General features: G+C 70.4%; 20 protein-coding genes and 1 tRNA gene. 13 read left to right on the top strand and 8 right to left on the bottom strand.

Annotation, left to right across the window (positions count from 1 at the left end):
• Positions 1–30 precede the first annotated feature (30 nt).
• On the bottom strand, positions 31–837 hold the full coding sequence (locus tag HHL11_RS14970) for a hypothetical protein (protein ID WP_169419146.1): 807 nt from the start codon (positions 835–837) through the stop codon (positions 31–33).
• Between the two features lie 128 nt (positions 838–965).
• On the opposite strand from HHL11_RS14970, the gene HHL11_RS14965 reads away from it, so the two are divergent.
• Entirely contained in the window at positions 966–2,660 is a 1,695-nt protein-coding gene (locus HHL11_RS14965; RefSeq protein WP_169419145.1) for a SpoIIE family protein phosphatase, read from the top strand.
• A complete protein-coding gene (locus HHL11_RS14960; protein WP_169419144.1) occupies positions 2,657–5,098 on the top strand; it encodes a hybrid sensor histidine kinase/response regulator in 2,442 nt (813 codons plus the stop codon). The genes HHL11_RS14965 and HHL11_RS14960 overlap by 4 nt, the downstream gene beginning before the upstream one ends.
• 10 nt (positions 5,099–5,108) lie before the next feature.
• Here the strand turns inward: HHL11_RS14960 and HHL11_RS14955 are convergent, their stop codons facing one another.
• From HHL11_RS14955 to HHL11_RS14925, 7 genes are all read right to left on the bottom strand, one after another.
• Entirely contained in the window at positions 5,109–7,478 is a 2,370-nt protein-coding gene (locus tag HHL11_RS14955) for an ATP-binding protein (RefSeq protein ID WP_169419143.1), read from the bottom strand.
• 80 nt (positions 7,479–7,558) lie between these two features.
• On the bottom strand, positions 7,559–8,554 hold the full coding sequence (locus HHL11_RS14950; protein ID WP_169419142.1) for an aldo/keto reductase: 996 nt from the start codon (positions 8,552–8,554) through the stop codon (positions 7,559–7,561).
• Between the two features lie 37 nt (positions 8,555–8,591).
• Positions 8,592–10,058: an efflux transporter outer membrane subunit gene (locus HHL11_RS14945; protein WP_169420057.1), complete on the bottom strand. Its 1,467-nt coding sequence runs from the start codon at positions 10,056–10,058 to the stop codon at positions 8,592–8,594.
• Positions 10,055–10,951: an efflux RND transporter periplasmic adaptor subunit gene (locus HHL11_RS14940; protein ID WP_169419141.1), complete on the bottom strand. Its 897-nt coding sequence runs from the start codon at positions 10,949–10,951 to the stop codon at positions 10,055–10,057. The genes HHL11_RS14945 and HHL11_RS14940 overlap by 4 nt, the downstream gene beginning before the upstream one ends.
• Positions 10,948–11,160, bottom strand: coding sequence for a DUF1656 domain-containing protein (locus HHL11_RS34415; protein ID WP_169419140.1), 213 nt, complete (start codon positions 11,158–11,160; stop codon positions 10,948–10,950). Before HHL11_RS34415 ends, HHL11_RS14940 begins: the two co-directional genes overlap by 4 nt.
• Complete coding sequence (locus HHL11_RS14930) at positions 11,157–13,205, bottom strand: FUSC family protein (RefSeq protein WP_169419139.1); 2,049 nt, start codon at positions 13,203–13,205, stop codon at positions 11,157–11,159. Before HHL11_RS14930 ends, HHL11_RS34415 begins: the two co-directional genes overlap by 4 nt.
• On the bottom strand, positions 13,202–13,696 hold the full coding sequence (locus HHL11_RS14925; RefSeq protein WP_169419138.1) for a MarR family winged helix-turn-helix transcriptional regulator: 495 nt from the start codon (positions 13,694–13,696) through the stop codon (positions 13,202–13,204). The genes HHL11_RS14930 and HHL11_RS14925 overlap by 4 nt, the downstream gene beginning before the upstream one ends.
• A gap of 178 nt (positions 13,697–13,874) precedes the next feature.
• Here HHL11_RS14925 and HHL11_RS14920 point away from each other — a divergent pair, with 178 nt between their 5' ends.
• The 11 genes from HHL11_RS14920 to HHL11_RS14870 all read left to right on the top strand — a co-directional run bounded on the left by HHL11_RS14920 (position 13,875) and on the right by HHL11_RS14870 (position 24,095).
• Positions 13,875–14,192 carry a hypothetical protein gene (locus HHL11_RS14920; RefSeq protein WP_169419137.1) on the top strand — a complete coding sequence of 106 codons (318 nt, stop codon included), beginning with the start codon at positions 13,875–13,877 and terminating at the stop codon, positions 14,190–14,192.
• The gene (locus tag HHL11_RS14915; protein WP_169419136.1) at positions 14,192–14,713 is read left to right on the top strand and encodes a hypothetical protein; all 522 of its coding nucleotides are present in this window, start codon (positions 14,192–14,194) and stop codon (positions 14,711–14,713) included. Before HHL11_RS14920 ends, HHL11_RS14915 begins: the two co-directional genes overlap by 1 nt.
• 84 nt (positions 14,714–14,797) lie before the next feature.
• Complete coding sequence (locus HHL11_RS14910; protein WP_240980081.1) at positions 14,798–16,675, top strand: alkaline phosphatase family protein; 1,878 nt, start codon at positions 14,798–14,800, stop codon at positions 16,673–16,675.
• Positions 16,676–16,677: 2 nt separating this feature from the next.
• Complete coding sequence (locus HHL11_RS14905) at positions 16,678–17,898, top strand: cytochrome-c peroxidase (protein ID WP_169419135.1); 1,221 nt, start codon at positions 16,678–16,680, stop codon at positions 17,896–17,898.
• Between the two features lie 135 nt (positions 17,899–18,033).
• A complete protein-coding gene (locus tag HHL11_RS14900) occupies positions 18,034–19,023 on the top strand; it encodes a Bug family tripartite tricarboxylate transporter substrate binding protein (RefSeq protein ID WP_240980080.1) in 990 nt (329 codons plus the stop codon).
• Between the two features lie 223 nt (positions 19,024–19,246).
• Positions 19,247–19,528 (top strand): RNA recognition motif domain-containing protein, encoded by a 282-nt coding sequence (locus HHL11_RS14895; protein ID WP_169419134.1) that lies wholly within the window; start codon positions 19,247–19,249, stop codon positions 19,526–19,528.
• Complete coding sequence (gene infA, locus HHL11_RS14890) at positions 19,528–19,797, top strand: translation initiation factor IF-1 (RefSeq protein ID WP_169419133.1); 270 nt, start codon at positions 19,528–19,530, stop codon at positions 19,795–19,797. Before HHL11_RS14895 ends, infA begins: the two co-directional genes overlap by 1 nt.
• A 128-nt stretch (positions 19,798–19,925) precedes the next feature.
• Positions 19,926–21,740: a tetratricopeptide repeat protein gene (locus tag HHL11_RS14885; protein ID WP_169419132.1), complete on the top strand. Its 1,815-nt coding sequence runs from the start codon at positions 19,926–19,928 to the stop codon at positions 21,738–21,740.
• A 96-nt stretch (positions 21,741–21,836) separates the two neighbouring features.
• Complete coding sequence (locus HHL11_RS14880) at positions 21,837–23,858, top strand: hybrid sensor histidine kinase/response regulator (RefSeq protein ID WP_169419131.1); 2,022 nt, start codon at positions 21,837–21,839, stop codon at positions 23,856–23,858.
• Positions 23,859–23,877: 19 nt separating this feature from the next.
• A complete protein-coding gene (locus HHL11_RS34645) occupies positions 23,878–23,979 on the top strand; it encodes an HVA1 family protein (RefSeq protein WP_169419130.1) in 102 nt (33 codons plus the stop codon).
• Between the two features lie 42 nt (positions 23,980–24,021).
• Positions 24,022–24,095: transfer RNA gene (locus tag HHL11_RS14870), tRNA-Gly, on the top strand.
• The last annotated feature ends 5 nt before the right edge of the window (positions 24,096–24,100 follow it).

Raw genomic sequence — 24,100 nt, 5'->3', positions numbered from 1 at the left:
GCAAAGCAGCTTTGCAGGTTCTTGCGGGCCTTAGCGGCGGAACAGCACCAGGCGCTGTTCCTGCCCGCCGCTCGTGATCCGGATGTCGTAGCGAACGCCGGGCTGCACGAACCCCGTGGGCGAGAAGTTCAGGCGGAAAGTCCCGCTGCCATCGGCGCCCGTCGTCTCGTCCAGCAGCCGCTCGGTGGTGCCGACGACGGTCTGGTTGTCGACCTCGATGCGCACCGACGAGCCCGGCGCGGCCTGGCCCAGCAACTGCACGTTCTCGTAGCGGCTGATGGTGGCGCCGCTCTGGTGGCTGGTCACCATCAGGCGCATCGGCACGCCGGGCGGCACCACGCCGATGGGAGGCACCGGCCGCATCGGCGGCGGCACCACGCCGATCGGGGGCACCGGGCGCACCGGCGGCGGCGCGGGCCGCGAGGCCACTTCGAAGCTCCAGGTAGCGCGGGCCGGATTGCCGGCGTTGTCGCGCGCCACCACTTCCGCGGTATAGCGGCCGGGGCGCAGGTCGGTGCGCAGGCGCACTTCGCCGGCGTTGACGCGCGCATCGTCCGTCACGTCGCGGCCGTTCAGGCGCAGGCGCACGCTGCGCGGGTCGACGCCGCTGCCCTGGTCGAACAGCCGGGCCGAGACTTCGACCGGGCCCGGAGGCACGACCTGGCCGGCGCCGGGCGCGAGATTGCCGATCTGCGGCGGGCGCTCGTCGCGGCCGAAGCGCGAACGCTCGTCACGCTGTTCCCAGTCGCGGCCGCCAGAGGGCTGGGCCAGCACGGGCTGGACGGCCGCCACCGCGGCAAGCAGGACCAGCAGGGACGGGGCAATTCCTTGTTTCATGGGACCTCCGATTCGCATCGGTTCCCAATGTAGAGCGATCCGGATGAACAAAAGCTGAACCGGACGATTCGCTACACGTTTGCAACATCGAAGGGCAGAATGGTCGCGACCCTTAGCCGGGAGTGCCCATGAGCCACGCCCCTGCCCCTGCCCTTGTCGTGGACGACGAGCCGGTGACCCGGCTCCTGGTGAAGCGCGCGCTCGAGAGCCTGGGTTGCAGCCCGGTGCTGGAGGCCGCCGACGGCATCGCGGCGCAGCAGGTGCTGCGCGAGCACCCGGACACCGCCCTGGTCCTTACCGACATCATGATGCCGCGCATGGACGGCCTCGAGCTGCTGCGCTGGGGCCGCGAGGCGGTGCCCGATGCGATGTGGATCGTGCTGTCCGGCCTGGAGACCTTCGATTCCGCCGTCGCCGCCATCCGGCTCGGCGCCTTCGATTTCCTGCCCAAGTCGCCGCGCACCGAGGAGATGGGCGTGACCGTGCGCAACGCGCTCGGCCGGCGCCAGCTGCTGGCCGAACGCGAGCGGCTGCACCGCGAGCTGCAGCGCAAGGTGCGCGAGCTCGAGGAAACGTCCAACGCATTGCGCCGCGACCTGGAGCGTGCCGAAGTGATCCAGCGCGCCCTGCTCCCGCGCAGTCCGCCGCCCATGGAAGGCTTCTGCATCCAGGCCGTGTACCGGCCGGGGCAGCACGTGGGCGGCGACCTGTACGACGTGGTGCGGGTCAACGACCGGCATTTCGCCTTCTATCTGGCCGACGCCACCGGCCATGGCGTGACCTCGGCGATGCTGTCGGTGCTGTTCAAGCAGCGGCTGGTGTTGGTGGATGCAGCCACTGGCCTGGCGCTGCCGCCGGCGCAGGTGCTGGAAGCCGTCAACCGCTCGATCTGCCAGGCGCACGCGTCGCCGGGCCTGTTCCTCACCGCCGTCTTCGGCTTGCTGGACACGGCGGACGGCAGCATCACCCTGGCCTCGGCCGGCCATCCGCCCGTGCTGCACATGCACGAAGGCGGCGAGATGCGCCTGGTGCGCCGCACCGGCCCCGCGCTCGGCCTGGCGCCCGATGCGCAGTTTCGCGAGGAGCGACTGCAAGTCCGCCGCGGCGACCGCATCCTGCTCTATACCGACGGCCTGCTGCCCTCCGGCAGCGAGCGCGACCTGGAGCAGTTGCAGCGCGTTCTGGCTTCACCCGTGTCCAGCGCGCAGGAGGTGATGGTGCAGTTGCAGGAGGGCGCGGAGCCCGCGGCCGACCGCGATGACATCACCATCCTCCTGATCGACGCGCATGCCGGCGCCTCCTGGTTCGACAACGGCGCGGCCCGGCCCACGACGGCGACCTCGGCGCCGCGCGCGCAGGGCGAAGTGGTGTTCTACGGCGAAACCGACACGGCCGACTACCTGGCGCTGCGCGGGCGCGCCAGCTGGCTGCATTGCGATGCCTTCCACGAAACGGCGCTCGCCGTGCTGGAGCGCAAGCATCCGCTGGTGCTGGACCTCTCGCGCTGCGAGTACCTGGACAGCACCTGCCTGGGCACGGTGCACGAACTGGTGGCGCGCGGCGGCGTGATGCTCACCGGCGTCACCGACGGCGTGCGGGCGCTGTTCGAGGAGCTGAGCATGCGGCAGGTGCTGGACGCGATCCGCGACGAGCTGCCGTCGCCGCCCGAGCTGTATGCGCTGGGCAGCGAAGGCGACCAGGCCACGATGCAGAAGCGCATCCTGCAGGCGCACGAGGCGCTGTCCGGCCTGAGCGAGCGCAATCGCGAGGAGTTCCGGGGCGTCGTCGAATCGCTGCGCGGCGAACCGGACGGCAGCGCATGATCCGCGTGCTGCACCTGGAGCCCGACGCGCGCGAAGCCCAGCGCATCCGCGAGCGGCTGCAGGACGAGGAGCTCGCCTGCGAGATCACCTGGGTGAAGACGCTGGACGCGTTCCTGGCCGCCGCGCGGGAGCAAACCTTCGACATCGCGCTGTCGGACTACGAACTGGGCGGCCTGGACGCGCTGCGCCAGCTGCGGCAGCTGCGCCCCGAGCTTCCCGTGATCACGCTGTCCGCCGGCCTCAGCGAGGAGGAGGCAGTGGACTGCATGAAGGCCGGCGCCACCGACTACGTGCTCAAGCCGCGGCTGCGGCGCCTGGCCTTCTCGGTGCGGCGCGTGGTGGTGGAGCGCCAGCAGCAGGCGGCGCTGCGCAGCGCGGAGGAAGACCTGCGCGCCATCAACGCCGAACTCGAATCGCGCGTGCGCCAGCGCACCGCCGAACTGGAGACCACCAACGCCTTCCTGAACTCGGTGATCCAGCACATCCCCTACCAGGTCATCGTCAAGCGGGTCAGCGACATGACGATCGTGCGCGTCAATCGCGCCGTCGAGGAAATGACCGGGCACAGCGAGAAGGAGCTGCTGGGCACGGTGCTGCGCGAAGTCATCGGCACGCAGGAGGAGTCCGAGTTCTTCGCCGCCAAGGACCGCGAGGCGCTGGAACTGGGGCGCGAAGTGGACATCCCCGAGGAGACGCTGCACACCCGCAGCGGCGAGGTGCGCGTGCTGCACGCGAAGAAGCTGCCGATCCTCGACGAGACCGGCCAGCCGCGCTACCTGCTCACCATGTCGGAAGACATCACGGAGCGCAGGAAACGCGAGCGCGAGATCGAGCGGCTCAACGCGGCGCTGGCCCAGCGCACCGACGAAGTGGAAGCGGCCAATCGCGCCAAGGGCACCTTCCTCGCCACCATGAGCCACGAGATCCGCACGCCCATGCACGGCATGCTGGGCATGCTGGAGCTCCTGGGCCTGAGCCAGCTGGACCCCGAGCAGCGCGAGACGCTGGAAGTGGTGCGGCAATCCAGCCGCTCGCTGCTGCGGATCATCGACGACATCCTGGACTTCTCGAAGATCGAGGCCGGCAAGCTGGACATCCATCCCGAGGTGGTGTCGATCAAGCAGGTCATCGAGGAGGTGCAAAGCATCTACCTGGGCAACGCCAGCGCCAAGGGCCTGGTCGTGCGGCGCATGGTGGACCCGCGCATCAGCCCGGCGCTGCGCGTGGACCCGGTGCGGCTGCGCCAGATCCTCAACAACTTCGTCAGCAACGCCATCAAGTTCACGTCCGCGGGCTGGATCGACATCAACGTGCAGTGGCTGGGCCGCGCCGATGGCGTGGAGAGCCTACGCTTCGAGGTGAAGGACACCGGGGCCGGCATCTCGAAGGAGGACCAGGACCGCCTGTTCCAGCCCTTCACGCAGGCTCTCGTCGGCGAGGCGCGGCGGCGCGCCAGCGGCACCGGGCTGGGGCTGGTGATCGCGCGCCAGCTGGCGCAGTTGATGGGGGGCGCGGTCACGCTTGCCAGCGAGCCTGGCCTGGGCACCACGATCACGCTGGACCTGAAGCTGCCCATCGTCGAAGGCCCGGTCGGCAACGGCGGCACGCATGCGCACGGCCTGCCAGCGACCCTGGCCACGCGCCGCGCGGCGCCCAGCGTCGCGGAAGCGGAAGCGGAAGGCACGCTGGTGCTGCTGGCCGACGACCATCCCGTCAACCGCATGCTGCTGCTGCGCCAGGTGGCGACCCTGGGCTATGCGGCGCAGGCAGCGGACGACGGCCGGCAGGCGCTGGAGCTGTGGCAGTCCGGCCGCTTCGCGCTGGTCATCACCGACTGCCACATGCCGCACATGGACGGCTACGAACTGGCGCGCGCCATCCGCCAGAGCGAAGCGCAGGCGGGCCGCAAGCGCATCCCCATCATTGCCTGCACCGCCAACGCGCTGCAGGGCGAATGCGATGCCTGCTTTGCCGCCGGCATGGACGATTTCCTGGTGAAACCGGTGGAACTGTCGGCGCTGGTCGAGAAACTGGATCAATGGCTGCCGTTGCCGCAACAGCCTGCCGTGCCGGCGCGCCCGGAGCCCGCGCGCAGCGAAATCCCCATCGACGAAGCGCTGCTCGCGGCCAACTGCGGCGGCGACGCCGCGATGTTCGGCGAAGTGCTCGCCGCCTTCCGCCGCACGTGCGAGGACGACACGACCGGACTGCGGCTGGCGCTGGCCGCCAACGATGCGGCGCAGGTTTCGCAGTTCGCGCATCGGATGGCAGGCGCCAGCCGCATGGTGGGCGCGCTGGGCTTCGCCGCGGCCTGCGAGCCGCTCGACCGCGCGGGACGCGCCGGCGACTGGCCCGCGATCCAGGCCGCGCTGCCGGCCTTCGAGCGCGAAAGCCGGCGGTTGGCGGACTGGTTCGAAGCGAGGAAGGAAACGGCCTGAGTCGCGAGGCTCAGGGCGCCAGCTCGCCGGTCCCCACCAGCGCCGCCCGCGTCTCCCGCACCGACTCCGCCAGCAGCAGCCGGTGGCCTTGCATGTCCTGGCCGCTGGCACAGGCGCGCTCCAGCGCCTCGGCCAGCGCGCTGATGCGCGCCAGGCCCATCATGCCGGCCGATCCCTTGAGGCGGTGCGCGGCGGCGGCGATGACGGCTGCTTCGACGGCGGTGGCGATTTCCTCCAGCGTCCGCTCCACGTTGTGCATGCCCTTGTGCATGATCATCCGGAACTCCGGCCCGGTGGAGACGCTGCGCAGCGAGGCGATCTGGCTGGTCGCCAGCAGCGGCACGTCCTCGGGCGGGCTGTCCGACTCGAGCGTCTCGAAGTCGTCGGCCTCGCCGTCCCCGGACGCGAAGCGCGCGATCGCGGCGTGCAGCCGATCCCATTCGATCGGCTTGGTCAGGCAGTCGTCCATGCCGGCTTCCAGGTAGCGCGCCTGCTCCTGGCTCATGACGTTGGCCGTGAGGCCGATGATCGGGACGCGGCCCGCCATGCCAGGCATGGCGCGGATGCGCCGGGTCGCCTCGACGCCATCCATCACGGGCATCTGCACGTCCATCAGCACCAGGTCGAAGGCCTGCTGCTTCACGCAGGCCACCGCGGCTGCGCCGTCGTGCGCGAACACGACGTCGTGCCCGCGCGAGCCCAGCACCGCCTGCAGGATGTCGCGGTTGATCTGCACGTCTTCCGCGACCAGGATGCGCAGTGGCAGCGCCGCGGCGATGCTTGCCGCGGCCTCGGCCCGGCCGTATTCCGGGTCGCCCGGCTCGAACGGCACTTCCAGCGTGAAGACGCTGCCCTGTCCCAGCAGGCTCGCCACGCTGATCTGCCCGCCCATGGCCTCGGCCAGCCGCCGGCTGATGGCCAGCCCCAGCCCGCTGCCGCCGAACTCGCGCGCGGTGCTGCGGTCCGCCTGCGTGAAGGGGGTGAACAGGTGGCGCAGCTTGTCGGGCGGGATGCCGATGCCGGTGTCGCGCACCTTGAAGCGGTAGCGCCCGGCTTCCACCGTGACCTCGAGGCGGACGCTGCCTTTCGGGGTGAACTTGACGGCGTTGCCGGCCAGGTTCAGCAACACCTGCCGCAGCCGCGTGGGGTCGCCGCGGACCACGGCCTGCGCTTCCGGCGCCACCTCGAGCTCGAAGGCCAGGCCTTTCTCCATGGCGATCGGATGCAGCAGCGAGCGCACCTGCTCGACGACCTCGGCCAGCCGGAAGTCGACGGTCTCCAGCGCCAGCTTGCCGGTCTCGATGCGCGAGAAATCGAGGATGTCGTTGATGACGCTCACCAGGTGCCGCCCCGAAGCGCGCATGGCATCGACGTAGCGCCGCTGTTCGGCGGTCAGGTCCTGCGCCGCCAGCAGGTCCGCCATGCCCAGCACGCCAGTCATCGGCGTGCGGATCTCGTGGCTCATGGCCGCGAGGAATTCGGCGCGCGCATCGCTCTTGCGGCGCAACTGCGCCCACAGCAGCTCCTGCTGCGCCAGCAGCACGGCAAAAGGCAGGCTGCACATGGCCGTCGCCGCCAGGTAGACCTGCAGCGCCTGCATGCGCGCCGGCAGGGCGCTGGCGAGCGGCAGCAGGTGGGACAAGGCCCCCACGCCGCGCATCGCCATGAAACTGCCAGTGATGGACAAGGCCGCGATCGCCGTGGTGGCGCCGGCCAGGCCGTACCACCAGGTGGTCAGCACCAACAGCGGGAAGGTGAGGAGCAGGAGCGGCGGATGCAGCTCCTGCCGCAGCAGGGCGACGCAGGCCAGCGCGATGACCGCGATGCCGGCCGGACGCCAGCTGCCCCGCGCGCGCTGCAAGGTGCGCTGGCGCACGTCCGCGTCGGTCCACGTCAGCAGGACCGGCGTGAGGATGATGTAGGCGAGGAAAGACGCGAGGTACCACGCCAGCCACTGCGACCCCACCGGCATGCCGGCACCGCTCGAAAGGACGGCAGTGGCGCCGGCGGCGCTGAGGAGCGGGACGGCGCCCACGGCCAGCAGCAGGCGCCCGAGCTGCTCGCGGCCGTACCAGGGGCTGCTGAGGCCGTTGGGTCCGTGCAGCACCGCCGCCACCGCGAACATCTCCAGCACGTTGCAGGCGCCCACCAGCCAGGGCTGCGGCGCCTGCGCGACCACGCGCGCCGCGCTGGCCGCCAGCCAGAGCAGCGGCGCCAGCATGCGCCAGTGCCGCCGCGGCTCCACCAGCAACGCGAACACGGCCACCGCATTGGCGCCGCGCATCGCGGGGATGTCGCCATACAAGGTGGTCGGGATGGCCTGCATCGCGAAGTAGATCGCCGCGAACGCAGTCCAGCGCAGGATGTCCTTCGGTTGCAAGCCGGTCCTCGAAGTCCTGGGGCAGCACGGAAACGCCGTGCTGGACCGCGAGCATAACGCGGCGACCGGGGAAGCCGGAATCAGCGTTCGCTATCCAGGTGCGCCAACTGCGCCGGCGCATAGCGTCCGCCCTGCGCGGCGCCCTTGGGCATGGCCCGTTCGATGGCGGCCAGGTCGTCGGGCGTCAGGCGCACTTTCAAAGCGCCCAGTGCCTCCTGCAGCCGCGTGCGCGTGCGGGCACCGACCAGGGGCACGATGTCCTGGCCCTGCGCCAGAACCCAGGCGATCGCGATCTGCGCCACGGTCACGCCGCGCGCATCGGCAACCTGCCGCAGCGCATCCACCAGCCGCAGGTTGGCCTCGACGTTGCCCTGCTGGAAGCGCGGCGAGGCGTTGCGGAAGTCGCCCTGCACCTTGCTGCCCGCGTTCCAGTGGCCGCCGATCAGCCCGCGCGCGAGCACACCGTAGGCGGTGATGCCGACGCCCAGCTCGCGGCAGGCAGCCAGGATGCCGCTGTCCTCGATGCCGCGCGAGATGAGCGAGTACTCGATCTGCAGGTCCGCGATCGGGTGCACGGCGGCGGCGCGGCGGATCGTCGCGGCCCCCACTTCCGACAGGCCGATGTGGCGCACCCAGCCCGCCTTCACCATGTCGGCGATCGCGCCGATGGTGTCCTCGATCGGCACGGCCTCGTCCAGCCGCGCGGGCCGGTAGATGTCGATGTAATCCACGCGCAGCCGCTGCAGGGTGTAGGCCAGGAAGTTCTTCACCGCTGCAGGCCGCGCGTCGTACCCGTGCCAGTTGCTGCCCGCATCGCGCAGCGCGCCGAACTTGACACTGAGGCGGTAGCTTTCGCGCGGACGGCCCACCAGCGCGTCGCCGATCAGCATTTCGTTATGCCCCATGCCGTCGAAGTCGCCCGTGTCCAACAGGTCGATGCCGGCATCGAGCGCGGCATGGATCGTGGCGATGCTTTCTGCGCGGTCCGCCGGGCCGTACATGCCCGACATGCCCATGCAGCCGAGGCCGATGGCGGAAACCTGGGGGCCGGTGCGCCCGAGCTGGTGCTTGTCCATCGAAGGACAGTACACCATCCGGCCGGAGCGTGGGACGCTACGGCGCTTCGTTTTCCCAGCCGCCGCCCAGCGCCATGAAGACGCGGATCTGGTCGTCGGCCAGCTGGGCCTGCGTGTCCGCGAGCGCAGCGTCGGACGCGGCGAGCGAACGCTCGGCGTCCAGGCTTTCCAGGTAGCCGGTCTTGCCGGCGCGGTAGAGGCGGCGCGCCTGCTCGGCCACCGTGGCGGACGCTTCGCGCGCGGCGGCCAGCGCGGCGCGGCGCTGCAGTTCGCGGGCATAGGCATCGAGCGCGGTTTCACTTTCGCGCAGCGCGGTCAACACCGTGCCATCGAACTTGGCCAGCGCACCGCGCGTGCTGGCTTCAGCCTCGGCGATGCGAGCCTGCACGGCACCGGTGTTCGGGATGGTCCACGAGATCAGCGGGCCGACGTTCCAGGCCAGCGTATCGCGGCCGCCGAAATCGGCGAGCGGGCCCGCGCTGGTGGTCGACAGGCCCAGCCGGATCTTGGGATAAAGGTCGCCGGTCGCCACGCCAATGCGCGCGGTGGCCACGGCCAGCTCGCGCTCGGCCTGGCGCAGGTCGGGGCGGCGCCGCAGCAGCGCGGCGCCGTCGCCCACCGGCAAGGCCTGCGCCAGCACGGGCGGCTGCGCGCAGTCGGCAACCGCGGCGGGCAAGGGATGCGCGGGGTCGCCGGGGATCGCGCCCACCAGCGCCTGCAATTGCAGCAGGGCGGCCTGGCGCTGCGCCTGCACGCTGGGAACGACGGCATGCAGCTGCTGCAGCTGCGCCCTCGCCCGCTCCACGTCGACGACGCCCACGCGGCCGGCCTGTTGCAGGCGTCCTGCCACATCCAGTGCCTCTTGCTGCAGCTCGATGGAATGCTGCGCGGTCCGCAGCCGCAGGCCCGCGGCGCAAGCCTGGGCGTAAGCGCGCGCGGTGCCGCCGGCGACGTTGACGCGCGCCAGGTCCAGCGCGGCCTGGGCCGAGCCGGTGCCGGCTTCGGCCGCTTCGATCGCGCGGTGCACCTGGCCGAACAGGTCCAGCTCGTAGGAGAGCTCCAGGCCGGCACTGGCAAGCCAGTCGGCAGGCGGCTCATAGCCCTTCTGCAGCACCGAGAGGCCCGACACGTGGCCGTAGACCGGCGCGGCAGAAACGCTGGCATGCACGCCTTCGCTGGCGTGGACGCCTTGCTGCAAGGCCTGCACGCGCTGCAGGTTGGCCTCGGCCTGGCGCAGGTCGGTGTTGTGCTGCAGCGCCTGCCGAACCAGCGCGTCGAGCGCCGGGTCCTGGTACAGGCGCCACCACTGCGGCGGCAGCGGCGCGGCCTGCGCCTGCCGCGAATCCGCCACCGCATGGTCGAACGAAGCCGCCGCGCCGGGTTGGCGCACCGCGGCTTCCGGGGGGATCTTGTAGTCGGGGCCGACCGGCGTGCCGCAGCCCGCCAGCAAGGCCGCGGCCGTGGCACACGAGACGAGCGAAAGGACTGCGCGCACGGCTCTCAGCTCCTCGTGCCTTGCACCACTTCCACCGTCACCGTCTCGCCGGACACCAGGCGCAGGTCGGACGGCAGCGCGTCCAGCCGCACCCGCACCGGCACGCGCTGCGCGAGCCGCACCCAGTTGAAGGTGGGGTTGACGTTGGGCAGCAGGTCGGCGCTGGTGGAGCGGTCGCGGTCGGCGATGCCGGCCGCGATGCTGTCGACGGTGCCGCCGATCGCGCGGCTGCTGCCCATGGGCTGGATGCGCACGCGGTCGCCGATGCGGATGCGCTGCAGCTTGGTTTCCTCGAAGTAGCCTTCGACGTAGAGCGATTGCGTGTCCACCAGCGCCAGCACCGGCCGGCCCGCGCTGGCGTAGCCGCCCGCGCGCAGGTCGAGGTTGGTGACGATGCCGGCCACCGGCGCCTTCACCTGCGCGCGCTGCAGGTTCAGGCGCGCCGAGGCCACGGCCAGTTCGCCCTGCGCCACGGCGGCGCGCGCCTGGTCCACGCGCATCGCGGTCTGCTCGCGGGCTTCCTGCGAGATCAAGGTGCCGAGGCCGGTGTTGCGCTGGTTCTCGCGCTGCGCCTGGGCCAGCACCACGCGCTGCGCGGCCACCGCGGCTTCGGCCTGGCGCACCGCCAGCTCGTAGCGGGCGCGGTCGACCGCGAACAGCGTGTCGCCCGCATGCACGGCCTGGTTGTCGTGCACGGCCACTTCGTTGACGAGGCCCGACACGTCGGGGGCGATCTGCACCACGTTCGCGCGCACGCGGCCGTCGCGCGTCCACGGCGCGAGCTCGTAGTGGTCCCACAGGCGCAGCACGGCCCAGGCGGCCGCGGCCACGACGGCCAGGGTCACGAGGGCGCGCAGGGCCTGCGTCATGCGGCCCGGGGCCGCGAGGGTGGTGGATGTCATGCGAGTCTCAGGGATGAAGTGGTGGCGGCCAGCGCCCACACCACCAGCGCATATAGCGCCAGGTCGAACAAGGCCGGGTGCCACACCCAGCGGTAGAAGCCGATGGAGGCCAGCACGCGGCGCAGCGCCCAGGACACGGCGACGCCCAGCAGGCACAGCACCAGCAGCCAGGGCACGTAGAGGCCATAGAGGTCGGCGTCGCCGATCACGCGGGTTCTCCTTGCAGGGGCGCGCCGGCCAGCACGGCCGGCGCATCGGGACAGAGGTTGCGGCGCAGGCCCACCAGCGCGGAGATGGCGCGGCGGCGCTCGGCGCTCTCGTCGCTTGAATCCAGGGCGGCATGCAGCGCGCCATCGAGTTGCGGCAGCAGCACACGCGCATCGGAAGATGTAGCCCGCGCGCGGAACAGCGCGGCGACGGCAGCCAGCACGGCATCAGCGCTGGATGGCGGCAGGCCCGCACGGGCGCGCTGCAGGGCCACGATGTCGGCGCCGGTGCGCAGGTCGTGCAGTGCGTCCTGCGCGGCGCCCGGCGCCACCGGCCCCTTGGCCTGCGCGATGCGCGGCGCCAGCAGGCCGATGCGATCCAGCATGCGCACGGCATAGGCGTCACCGGCCGCGCGCCGGCGCGGGCCGGCCGCCAGCTCGCCCAGCTCCTGCCAGGTGGCGCGCTGGATGCGCCGGGCCGACCAGTCGGCGCTGACGGAACGCACCAGCGCCGTCACCTGCGCCGCGGCCACGGTGCCGAGCACCTGGCCCACCATCGAATTGGCGAAGCTCACGAGGTCGGCGTTGGCGGTGTCGTGCATGGCCAGCGCGCCGGCCACGCCGAAGATGATGGGCATGGCCTGGTTGCCCGGCGTGGTGCGCGGGACGAAGCAGCCGAGGAGCACAAAGGCCGGCGCGCACAGCAGCACCACCATGCCGAAGTCGTGCATCAGCGGCATGGCGACCAGCACGTACAAGGCGGCCAACGGCACCGACCACAGCGTGCCCTTGAGGAAGCCGTTGATGGCCGGCACCGGGTCGTCCAGCGTGGAGAACAGCATGCAGAAGACCGCCGCCATCATCGGCATCGCGGCGCCGCTGGGCCAGCCGGTGAGGATCCAGAAAGCGCAGCACGCCAGCACCGCGAGCACGGTGGAGAAGGCCGACAGCACCGCCATGCCGCGGTCGTAGTGCAGCACGTGGTTGCCCAGCGCCCGCACCTGCGCCGCGGCCGGCTCGCCGCGCAGGCCGCGGTCGATGGCCGCGCGCAATTCGGCGCATTGGCGCCAGCCCACGACCAGTTCTTCCAGCCTCTGCGCCAGGCCGATGCGCAGCGCGCGCTGCCAGTCGTCGCCGCCTTCGCCGGGCAGCGCGCGGATGGCGGCCAGCAGCGTGTCGGCATCGTCCTGCGTCGGCTCGCGCACCCAACGGTCCACGCTCTCGACGAGCGCGGCGATGTCTTCATCGAGCACGCCCTGCTGCGCGTCGCGCAGGGCTTGCAGCCGGTCTTCCACGGCGGAGAGGACCGGCGCCAGGGCCGCGGCCCCGTCCTGCATCGCGCTCAGTGCACCTGCCGTCCAGCGCAGGTGGCTGGTGTCGTAGGGAACGTGCGTGGAGAGCATGCGCAGTTGCGTGATGTCGGCGGCAACGCGGCGGCGGTCGGCATCCACGGTCGTCGCCTCGCGCCGGGGCTGCAGCACGTCGTGCAGCCATTGCGCGGTGTCGCGCAGCGTGCGATCCAGCATCTCCAGCAGCACGGGCGCGATGGAGCGCGGGAACACCAGCGTGTGCACGAGCGAGCCGCACAGGATGCCGAGGCCGATCTCCTCCACCCGGGCGATGGCGGTGTCGAAGACTTGCAGCGGCGTGTCGACCGAGGGGAAGCCGATCAGCGCCGCGGTGTAGCCCGCGAGCATGAAGACGTAGGAACGCGGCGTGCGGTCGCGCAATGCCAGGTACAGGCAGCCGGCCATCCAGAGCGACAGCGCCAGCATCAGCAGTTCGCGCGCATTGGACAGGTTGCCCACCAGCAGGATCGCCGCGGCGCTGCCCACCAGCGTGCCGCCGAAGCGGTAGGCGGCCTTGGAGCGCACGGCGCCTGCCAGCGGATGCGCCACCACGTAGGTGGTCATCATCGCCCAGAAGGGCCGCGGCAGCCCGAACCACAGCGCGATGAACATCGCCAGCATGGCGGCGGCAAAGCACTTGCAGGAAAACAGCAACTCCTCGCGCGTGATGGGCGCGAGCCCGGCCAGCGGCAGCTTCATGCGCGGGCCTTGCGGCGCTTCGGCTTGGCGGGCAATTCGGGCACGGGCGAGCCGAGCCGGTCGCTCAGCGTGCCGAACACGCGCAGGCAGGCCGCGATGTCGGCATCGGGCAGGCCGGCGAACAGCTCCGCGCGCAAGGCGTCGAGCGCCGCTTCGATCTGCTCCCAGGCTTCGTGCCCGGCGTCGGTGAGGTGCAGCGTCTTGGCGCGGCCATCGGCCGGATCGTCCTGGCGCTCGGCCAGCCCGGCCTGCACCAGCTGCTCGATGGAACGCACGACCGAGGCCGCTTCGATGCCCAGCGACTCGGCGACGACGCCCGGGCGCACGCCCCCGCCCAGCCGGCCGATGGAAAGCAGCGGCCAGGCCAGCGCATGGGAGATGCCGAGATGCGCCACTGCGCGATCCGCCGCGGCGCGGTAGGCGCGCTGGAGCGTGGCGAGGCCGCCGGTGAATTGCATGAGGGCGGCGGCGCGGGAGTTTGCGACCGACATGGGAAGATAAATACTTAGCTAGCTAACTATCATAACCCAGCATACCGCAGCGCGGCGGCGGCCCCGCTCCGCTGTTGCTTCCCCGCTTTACTACTTTCGAATCGGCCGCGCGCCACCTTCACGAACGTGTCACCAGCTGTTTCTATCGTGGGCTCCGCCACGAAAAGAACAAGCTGTCATGACGCGCATTTCCCTCTTCTCCGCCCTCGCCTCCAGCCCCGAGCTCGACGCCCGCCGCGAGGACTACGCCACCCTCGCCGCCGGACTGGCGCGCCTGATGCGGCGCTGCTCGCTGCGCCACGCGCGCCGCGAATTCCGCGCCGCGCTGCACGCGCATCGCGTGCTGCAGGTCCGGCTGCGGCTGCGCGTGCCGGTGCGGCTTTCAGCGGCGCTCCTGAGCGACCTGAGCCACGAAGTCGCTCCCTATGTGGAACCGGCGGTGCGGGCCGCGGCCCTGCGCTGCCTGCAGGTGGCCGCGCGCGGCCACTGCGCGTGATGCTGGTCCGGCGAACGCCCAAGGGGCAGGAGGAGCTGCGGGCGCGCGAGCGCACGCTGGGCCTGCGCGAGCGCGGCCTGCTGTTCCTGGCGGACGGCACGCGCACGCTGGCGAGCCTGGCCACGGCGCTGGGGCCGGATACGGGAGTGCTGCTCGATGCCTTGCTGCGCGATGGATATCTCGTCCTGGCTGTGGGCGACTCTGCGCCGCCTGTGGCGCGCCTGGCGGAGGCTGCTGCGCCCGCCCCCGCCCCGCACGCGGCCGATTCCTTCCAGGCGGGCCGTTCGCTGGCGGGCATGCGCATGTACCTGTTCGACGTCTGCGAGCGCATGTTCGCGCGCGGGGCGCCGGAGACGGCGGAGCGCTACCGGCAGCGCCTGCGGCAGGCGCGGGAAGTAGAAGCGATGCTGGCCGTGGCGCGCGAGATGCTGCAGGACGTGGAAGAACTCGCGGGCGAACAGCGGGCGCGGGGCCTGCGCGAACGGATCGAAGCGCTGATGCCGGACGCAGGCGGCGCGTAGCGGCGAGCCGACAGTGTCACGGTTCCGTCACGTGGCTTGCCTATGGTTCGCAGCGCTAAGAACAAAGCAAACATCGAATACACCATGAAATTCGCGAACAAGAAGAGATGGACCTGGCGCGAGGGCGCTTTCGTGCTGCTGGTCGCCACGGGCATCGCGGCCGGCCTGGCCGCCTGCGGCGGCAGCGACGGCCCCAGCGTCTCCGGCCAGGTGCTGGGCAGCTACATCCAGAACGCCAAGGTCTGCATCGACCTGAACGACAACGGCAAGTGCGACGGCGGCGAGCCCTCGGCGACGAGCGATGCGCAAGGCCGCTTCACCATCGCCGACAGCAGCAACGGCAGCTGGAAGAACCTGGTGGCCGACCTGGGCAGCGCCCGCGAGAACGACGCGAACGGCAACGACATGGGCGCCAGGTTCGGCGCCGGCGCCTTCTTCCTGGCGCCCAAGGGCGCCACCGGCACCATCAGCGCCATCACCACGCAGCTGGCGCAGCTGGTCTCCGCCGGCGCCGCCTTGGCCGACGCCAAGAACACGCTGGCCGCCAGGTACGGCGGCGTGGCCGCCGACAAGCTGCTGGCCGACTTCAACAGCGACACCAGCCTGGCCAAGGTGAAGGCCGCCAGCGACAGCTACATCAAAAGCGTCGTCAGCGCGAAGTCCGTGCGCCACGTGTTCGTGATCACGCTGGAGAACAAGAACTACGAAGAGTCGTTCGGCACGACCGCCGCCGCCAGCAACCAGGATCCGTACCTGAAGTCGCTGGCCACGCAGGGCGCGATGCTGAACAACTACTACGGCACCGGCCACGTCAGCCTGGACAACTACGTCGCGATGATGAGCGGCCAGCCGTCGACGGTGGACACCGAGACCGACTGCTTCGGCATCTGGTCCGACATCGTCGACGCCGGCAACGACAGCGCCAACGCCAAGGTGCTGAGAGCCGGCACCGACGCCAACGGCCACGCCGGCGGCGGCTGCGTGTACCCGGCGCGCGTGAAGACCTTCGTGAACCAGCTGGATCACGCGAAGTTCACGTGGAAGGGCTACATGGGCGACATGGGCAACGACCTGAACCGCGACGGCACCAAGGCCTGCAGCTACCCGACGCGCACCGCCAAGCTCGCCGGCAAGGACCTGACGAAGGTCGTCGACGGCACCCAGTCGGCGCAAGCGGCCTCCGCATCCGGGGACGTCAAGGCCGATGCGTACGCGACGCGGCACAACCCCTTCGTGTACTTCCACTCGATCATCGACGACACGGACTATTGCGACCAGCACGTCGTGAACCTGGACGACAACCTGCAGAACGACCTGAAGTCCGTGGCCACCACGCCGAACTTCGTGTTCATCACGCCCAACCTGTGCGACGACGGCCACGACGGCGACGGCACCGGCGCGGCCGGCAAGGGCTGCAAGACCGGCCTGCCCGGCGGCCTGACCTCGATCGACGCGTTCCTGAAAAAGTGGATTCCGATCATCCAGGCTTCGCCGGCCTACCAGCAGGACGGCCTGATCGTCATCAACTTCGACGAGTCCAACGCGGCCGGCGGCACGATGGCGACCTCGTTCAACGCCGACTACTCGCAGATGAACCTGACGATCCCGCTGGCCGGCGCCTCGTGCTGCACGCAGCAGGTCGGCCCGAACGTCAAGCGGCCCGAGGACCAGATCCTGAGCACGCTGCCGATCGCCTACGCGTCCTCGCTGGGCATCGACACCACCAAGCTGCCGGCGAGCGTGAAGACGATCCAGATCGGCATGCACTACGACGGCGTCGGCGGCGACCGCACGGGCGCGGTGCTGCTGTCGCCTTTCATCAAGGCGGGCACCAGCACCGACACCGGCTACAACCACTACTCGCTGCTCAAGAGCCTGGAGAACTTCTTCGGCATCCCGGAGTACCTGGGCTACGCCGACGACGCGAACCTGGCGCCTTTCGGCTCGGACATCTTCAAGTAGCCATGCACCTGCATTGCAGGAAAGGGACCGCCCGCAGGGCGGCCCTTTTTTTCCTGGTGGCCCTGTTCCTGGCGGGCTGCAGCCGGCAGCCCACCCCGCCCTCCGACAAGGAGATCGCGGCGCTCGGCAAGCTGGCGTTCTTCGATGCGTCGCTGTCGGCGTCGGGCAAGCAGTCGTGCGCCAGCTGCCACAGCCCGGAGCACGCCTACGGCCCGCCCAATGCGCTGGCCGTGCAATTGGGGGGCGCCGACATGAAGCACGCCGGCACGCGCGCCGTGCCTTCGCTGCGCTACCTGCGGCGCGTGCCGGTGTGGACGCACACCTATGCGAGCAGCTTCAAGGAGCGGCTGGAAGACGGCGACAACATGCCTTCGGGCGGCTACACCTGGGACGGCCGCTTCGACCGCCCCGCCGACCAGGCCGCCGCGCCGCTGCTGGACCCGAACGAGATGGCGAACGCCGACGCTGCCGCCGTCACCGCGCGATTGAGCAAGGCCGCCTACGCCGGGCGCTTCCGCGACGTGTTCGGCCAGGACATCTTCTCGCGCCCTGCCGACGCGCTGGCCGCGCTGGGCAAGGCGCTGGAACGCTTCCAGTTCGACGACGCGAGCTTCCAGCCCTTCGACAGCAAGTTCGACCAGGTGCTGGAAGGCAAGGCGCAGTTCAGCGTGGAGGAAGCGCGCGGCTTCGCGCTCTTCGCCGACCCGAACCGCGGCAACTGCGCCGCGTGCCACCTGGTCGACAAGGGCGCGGCCGGCGCGCACCCCACGCTCACGGACTACAACTTCCAGACGCTGGGCGTGCCGCGCAACCCGGAGATCCCGGCCAACGCCGCCCCGGACTACTACGACCTGGGGCTGTGCGGCCCGGCCCGCACCGACAAAGCGGACAACAAGTGGTACTGCGGCATGTTCCGCACGCCCACGCTGCGCAACGTCGCCACGCGCCAGGTGTTCTTCCACAACGGCCGCTTCCACACGCTGGACGAGGCGCTGCGCTTCTACGTGCAGCGCGACACCGATCCGCAGAAGTGGTACCCGCACCCGGGCGGCGAGCAGCAGTTCGACGACCTGCCACCGAAGTACCAGAGCAACGTGGATCGGCGGACCGCGCCAATGACGAACCGCAAGGGTGGGAAACCGGTTTGGTCTGAGGAGGAGATCGGGGATGTGGTCGCGTTCCTGAAGACCTTGAACGATGCGGATGCCGCGTCAGCGCATTGAGATGCTGGGCTGACCGATCCTGCCTCATGGGTGTTTTCCCGTAGAAAACACGGGTCCGGGTGGCCCCGACAGCCAAACGACAGCGACAGCCCCTAGAGTTCGCCCCGAACCAGATCCACAACAGGAGACCCCCTCTTGAAGAATTCCCTCACCCGCAAGACCCTGGCCGCCACCGGCCTGGTGGTGGCCGGCCTGGCCGCCGCCCACGCCGCCGAAGACCCGGCGAAGTTCCCCACCAAGACGATGACGCTGGTGGTGCCGTACGCGCCGGGCGGCAGCTCGGACACGCGCGCGCGCATGCTCGCTGCCAAGATGCAGCAGACCCTGGGCCAGACCATCATCGTCGAGAACAAGGCCGGCGGCGGCGGCAACATCGGCACGGCGCAGATCGCCAAGGCGGCGCCGGACGGCTACACCTTCGGCATCGGCAACTTCGCCCCGCTGTCGGTGAACAAGGCCATGATGCCCAAGATGCCCTTCGACCCGGACAAGGACCTGGCCCCGATCATCCTGATCGAGCGCGGCCCGCTGGTGCTGGTGGTGCCCGAGAAGTCCCAGTTCAAGTCGTTCAACGAGATGATGTCCTTCGGCAAGGCGCATCCGGACAAGATCAGCTTCGCCTCCGCGGGCGTGGGCGGCGCCTACCACCTGGCCGGCGAACTGCTGTCCGAAGCCACCGGCGTGCCGATGGTGCACGTGCCCTACAAGGGCGGCGGCCCCGCCACCACCGACCTGCTGGCCGGCCAGGTGACCTTCATGTTCGACATGGCCCCCGCCGTGCTGCCCCACATCAAGGAGCACAAGATGCGCGCCCTGGCCGTGGCCAACGAGAAGCGCCTGCCCCAGCTGCCTGATGTGCCGACGCTGGACGAACTGGGCCTGAAGAACATGGCCATGTCCAACTGGTTCGGCCTGGTCGCGCCCAAGGGCACGCCCCCGGCGATCATCGCCAAGCTGAACGAAGCGGCCAACAAGGCGCTGAAAGAGCCCGAGCTGGTCAAGGCCATCACGGAACCCGGCAACATCATGGGCGGCGGCACGCCCGAGCAGTTCCTGACCTTCGTCAGCGGCGAGACGGCGCGCTGGAGCAAGGTTGTGAAGGACAAGAAGATCACGGCAGAGTGACGCGCGATTGGCCCGGCCGCGGGAGTGGCTGGGCTTCGCGCCGGGGCCGGCAGAGGCCCCACGGACCCAGGGCGAGGCAATCCGGTCCATAATATAGGGCGCCGGTGCGGAACGTGCCGTGCGCCCCACGCGGTGTCGGTCAATTTCGCGCTTTCGAATCCAGTCCCATGCGTTTGTGACTGCGTCCTGGACTCCATCGCTTCCCTTCATCTATGGAGTCCCCATGAGCAGCAAACTTTACGTGGGCAACCTGCCCTACTCTTTCCGCGACAGTGACATGGAACAGGCTTTCAGCCAGTTCGGCACGGTCAGCAGCGCCAAGGTCATGATGGATCGCGACAGCGGCCGGTCCAAAGGCTTCGGCTTCGTCGAGATGGGCAGCGCTGCCGAAGCGCAAGCTGCCATTGCCGGCATGAACGGCAAGGATTACGGCGGCCGCGGCTTGGTCGTCAACGAAGCCCGCCCGATGGAGCCGCGCACCGGCGGCGGCAACCGCCGCTTCTGATGGCGAAGGAAGAACTCATCGAGATGCGCGGCCGGGTGGAGGAAATCCTCCCGGACTCGCGCTGCCGCGTCAAGCTGGACAACGGCCACGAGCTGGTCGCCTACACCGGCGGCAAGATGAAGAAGCACCGCATCCGCATCATCGCGGGTGACGACGTGACCCTGGAGATGTCGCCTTACGACCTGACCAAGGGTCGCATCATGTTCCGGCACCTGCCCGAGCGCAGGTCGGGCCCGCCGGGACAGAGGCCGCCGGTCCGCCGGCGCTAAGAGCTCGAGCCCCGCTTGCGGGGCAAGAGCGCCGGGTGTTCCGACACGAAGGCCGCTTCCACGCGCTGGAAGCGGCTTTTGCTTTTCCGGCCGCTATCATCCTCCGCCAACGAGGCGGGGAGGCCTGGGTGATCAACTGGTTCAAGGGCGCCTTGCGCGCCGCGAAGGCGGGCAAGGCGGCGGAGTGGAAGGCCAAGGGCAACGCCGCGATCCGGGAAGGCAAGCTGGCGGAGGCTGCCCGCTGCTACGAGCAGGGCATGCTGGCCGACACGGCGGACTCCGCGCTGCGCCTCAACCTCGGCTTCGCGCTGCTGGAGCAAGGTGAATTCGAGGGCGCCTGCCGGCGGCTGAACGAGGCGCTGTCGCTGCGCCGACCGGACGAAGATTTCGCGCACGAAGCCCACTACCTGCTGGCGCGCGCGCATCGGGCCGCGGGCCGGCCCGCGGAGGCCCTGCGCAGTTGCGAAGCCGCCCTGGAAGCAGCGCCGGAATTCGCGGAACCTCTCGCGCAAGGGGTGGACGCGCTGCAGGCGCTGCAACGCCATGACGATGCCGCGGCATGGGCACGCCGGCTGCTCGCCCTGCAGCCCGCCCCGGAAACACACCTGCTGCTGGTTCGCGCGCTGGACGCCGCCGGCCGCAAGGCGGAAGCCACCGAGGCGCTGAGGGCGGCATGCGCCGCGGAACCGGCGAGCCGCGACCTGTCGCTGGCCTGCTTCACGGCGCTGTTCCACGCCCGCCGCATGAAGGAGGCATTGGCCGAAGCGCAGCGCCTGCTTGCGGTCCGCGGCCCGGACGCCGGCGTGTTGTGCAACATGGCAGCGGCGCTGGGCAGCCTGGGCCGCCCGGCGGATGCCCTTGCGGCCCTGGACGAAGCGCTGCGGCTCGAGCCCGGCAACCGCGAGATGCTCGTGAACCGCGCCGCGCTGCTGTTCCTGGTCGGCCGGCCGCAGGAAGCCGCGAACTGTGCGGAGGAAGGACTGCGCCTGTTCCCCGACGATGCGCAGTTGCACTGGAACCTGGGCCTCACCCGCCTGCTGCTCGGCGACTTCGAACGGGGCTGGCCCGAGCACGAGTGGCGCGACATGGCCGATTCGCTGGGCGCGCCGGGCCGCTTGCCGCAACCGCGCTGGCGCGGCGAGGACCTGGCGGGCCGCAGCATCCTGCTGTATGGCGAACAGGGCTTCGGCGACATCATCCAGTTCCTGCGCTTCGTGCCCGAGATCGCGCGGCGCGCACAGACGGTGCATGTGCGGGTGTTGCGCCCGCTCGAGCCGCTGCTGGCGCAGTTGCCGGACAACTGCAAGGTCGTGCCGCAGGGCGCGGCCCTGCCGCAGACCGACTACCAGTGTCCCCTCATGAGCCTGCCGGCCGTGCTGCGCACGACGCAGGCCACCGTTCCTGCGGTGATTCCCTACCTGCACGCGGACCGCGCGCGCGTGGGAGCGTGGCGGGAGCGGCTTGCGGGGCCGGGGCTGAAGGTCGGCATCGCGTGGGCGGGGAAACCCACGCATCGGCTGGACCACCTGCGCTCGATGCCGCTGGAAATGTTCCGGGGAATCGCCGCTCCGGGCTGCAGGTTCTTCACGCTGCAGCCGGACCTGCGCGAAGAGGACCGCGCGGCCCTGGCACGGTGGCCGCAGGCGCAGGACCTGGGGCGCGAGCTGCGCGACTTCGGGGACACCGCAGCCATGATGGAGGCGCTGGACCTGGTCATCGCGCCGGACACGAGCGTCGCTCACCTGGCTGGCGCGTTGGGGCGGCCGGTGTGGGTGATGCTGCAGTACATGCCGGACTGGCGGTGGATGCTGGGGCGGGATGATTCGCCGTGGTATCCGACGCTGCGCTTGTTTCGGCAGGAGGCGCCGGATGACTGGGCGCCGGTCGTCGCCAGGGTGCGGCGGGAGCTGGCGGACCTGGCCGCGGGCCGCAACGGCTCGTAACACGCGAGCGAGGGTCGACACAGGGAGAGTGTCCGTCACGCCACGGCATCGTTCGCATCGCTTGTCGCAGCGCTGGCTCCGCTATACAACGGGGCCATGCTGTACGGCCAGTATGAAGCTTCACTGGTACTCGCCTCCGTCCTGGTGGCGATTCTTTCCTCCTACACCGCGCTGACCGTCGTCGAGCGCGTGTCCCACGCGCCACGGGCGGCGGCGCGCTGGTGGATCGTGGGAGGCGCGTTTGCCATGGCGACCGGGATCTGGGCCATGCACTTCGTCGGCATGCTGGCGTTCCAGTTGCCGATCCCGCTCGGGTACGACTTCGGTATCACGCTGCTGTCGTGGATGATCCCGGTGCCCGTCGCGGCTCTGGCGCTCTGGCAGGTGCGCCAGCCGCGGCCGGACGTGCGGCACCTGGCGGTGTCCGCCGTACTGCTTGGAGGCGGCATCAACGCCATGCACTACGTGGGCATGAGCGCCATGCGGATGGACCCCGCGATCGTCTGGAACTGGCGGCTGGTGGCGGCCTCGGTGGCCATCGCCATCGCCGCCGCCGGCGCCTCGCTGTGGATCGCGTTCCGCCTGCGCAGCAACGCCACGCCGCACGTGTGGGCCTTCCGCGCAATTGCCGCCGTCGTGATGGGCGCCGCCATCGCGGGCATGCACTACACGGGCATGGCCGCCGCCCAGTTCCCGGCCGGGACCATCTGCGGCGCGGTAACCGGTTCCTTCAGCGTGAGTGAACTGGCCTCGCTGGTGATCGTGGCGACCTTCGCCATCCTGCCGGTGGCCCTGCTGGCGTCGGTGTACGACGCGAAGCTCGAAGCGCGCGCGCAAGGCCTTGCGCTGCTGGAGCGCGCCGCCGGCGAGCGGCAGGCACTGCTGGAGCAGGAAAGCGCAGCGCGCGTCGAGGCCGAACGGCTCAGCGCCCTGAAGGACCAGTTCCTGGCGACGCTCTCGCACGAGCTGCGGACGCCGCTGAACGCGGTGCTGGGCTGGGCGCAGCTGCTGCGCCTGAAGCGCGACGAAGCCACCTTGCAGAAGGCGATCGACACGATCGAGCGCAACGCCCGGCTGCAGGCGCAGCTGATCGAAGACCTGCTGGACATGAGCCGCATCGTGGCCGGCAAGGTGCGGCTGGAGCTGCAGATGGTGGACCCGGCCGCGGTGGTCGAAGCCGCGGTCGAATCGGCCCGGCCGGCCGCCGCCGCCAAGCGCATCGAGCTGGGCGCCTTCATCGAGCGCGATCTCGGGCAGGTGAGCGGCGATCCGGCGCGGCTGCAGCAGATCCTGTGGAACCTGCTGTCCAACGCCGTCAAGTTCACGCCCGAAGGCGGGCGCGTCGACGTGCGGCTGACCCGCGTGGAAGGCGAAGCGCTGGTGGTCGTCGAGGACAACGGCGGCGGCATCGAGGCGGCTTTCCTGCCGCACGTGTTCGACCGCTTCCGGCAGGCCGATGCTTCGACGACACGCGTGCACGGCGGGCTCGGCATCGGCCTGGCGATCGTGCGGCAGCTGGTGGAGTTGCATGGAGGGAGCGTGGCTGCGGCCAGTGAGGGGCTGGGCCGGGGCTCGGTCTTTTCGCTGCGCCTGCCGCTGGCCAACGTGCACGGGAACGCCCCGTGTTCCGCCGACGCTGCGCCCGCCATCGCGACCAGCCTCGCGTTGGCGCCGGTCGATTTTTCCGGCATGCGCATCCTGGTGGTGGATGACGAGCCGGACGCGAGGCAGGTGGTGAACCAGCTGCTGCTGGCGTGCGGCGCCGAGGTGCTGCTGGCCGGCGGAGCCGAAGAGGCCTTGCGCGTGCTGGCCGAGGGCCGGCCGGACGTCCTGGTCAGCGACATCGGGATGCCGGGCGTGGACGGTTTCGAATTGATCCGGCGCGTGCGCGGAATGCCGGACCCGGAGCTGGCGCGCGTGCCCGCGATGGTGCTGAGCGCCTTTGCGCGCACCGAGGACCGGGCCCGCGCTACGCGCAATGGCTTCGATTGCTATGTGGCGAAGCCAGTGGAGGCGAAGGAGTTCCTGGCGGCGATGGCGGGGTTGGCGAAGGGGAAGGTTGTGCCGGTGGCGGGGTGGCAGGGCTGCTCGAGCACTACGAAAGTATTGATGCGGTGAATCGAATGCCGCGCGCGACGTGGCTGCGTCCGCGGACAATCCGGAGTACCTGGTGCAAAGCAAAAAGACAGGCGGCCAGGCGGCGCATCAGCCGTCTGCGTTGCGCAAGAAGAGGCGCTGAGCGGAGCCCCGCCCCGAGCCTAGTAGAATCCACGGCTGAACCGCGGGCGTCGTTCAATGGCAGGACCTGAGCTTCCCAAGCTCAAGACGTGGGTTCGATTCCCATCGCCCGCTCCACCCCC

The organism is Ramlibacter agri, from assembly GCF_012927085.1.
Lineage (GTDB): Bacteria > Pseudomonadota > Gammaproteobacteria > Burkholderiales > Burkholderiaceae_C > Ramlibacter > Ramlibacter agri.
This window is presented reverse-complemented; position numbering and strand designations above follow the sequence as displayed.

Coding starts and splice junctions, on each gene's coding strand:
- HHL11_RS14970 (WP_169419146.1), bottom strand. CDS start 837: ATGAAACAAGGAATTGCCCCGTCCCTGCTGGTCCTGCTTGCCGCGGTG.
- HHL11_RS14905 (WP_169419135.1), top strand. CDS start 16,678: ATGCACCTGCATTGCAGGAAAGGGACCGCCCGCAGGGCGGCCCTTTTT.
- infA (WP_169419133.1), top strand. CDS start 19,528: ATGGCGAAGGAAGAACTCATCGAGATGCGCGGCCGGGTGGAGGAAATC.
- HHL11_RS14940 (WP_169419141.1), bottom strand. CDS start 10,951: ATGACATCCACCACCCTCGCGGCCCCGGGCCGCATGACGCAGGCCCTG.
- HHL11_RS14925 (WP_169419138.1), bottom strand. CDS start 13,696: ATGTCGGTCGCAAACTCCCGCGCCGCCGCCCTCATGCAATTCACCGGC.
- HHL11_RS14965 (WP_169419145.1), top strand. CDS start 966: ATGAGCCACGCCCCTGCCCCTGCCCTTGTCGTGGACGACGAGCCGGTG.
- HHL11_RS14960 (WP_169419144.1), top strand. CDS start 2,657: ATGATCCGCGTGCTGCACCTGGAGCCCGACGCGCGCGAAGCCCAGCGC.
- HHL11_RS14930 (WP_169419139.1), bottom strand. CDS start 13,205: ATGAAGCTGCCGCTGGCCGGGCTCGCGCCCATCACGCGCGAGGAGTTG.
- HHL11_RS14950 (WP_169419142.1), bottom strand. CDS start 8,554: ATGGACAAGCACCAGCTCGGGCGCACCGGCCCCCAGGTTTCCGCCATC.
- HHL11_RS14920 (WP_169419137.1), top strand. CDS start 13,875: ATGACGCGCATTTCCCTCTTCTCCGCCCTCGCCTCCAGCCCCGAGCTC.
- HHL11_RS14915 (WP_169419136.1), top strand. CDS start 14,192: ATGCTGGTCCGGCGAACGCCCAAGGGGCAGGAGGAGCTGCGGGCGCGC.
- HHL11_RS14880 (WP_169419131.1), top strand. CDS start 21,837: ATGCTGTACGGCCAGTATGAAGCTTCACTGGTACTCGCCTCCGTCCTG.
- HHL11_RS14895 (WP_169419134.1), top strand. CDS start 19,247: ATGAGCAGCAAACTTTACGTGGGCAACCTGCCCTACTCTTTCCGCGAC.
- HHL11_RS14910 (WP_240980081.1), top strand. CDS start 14,798: ATGAAATTCGCGAACAAGAAGAGATGGACCTGGCGCGAGGGCGCTTTC.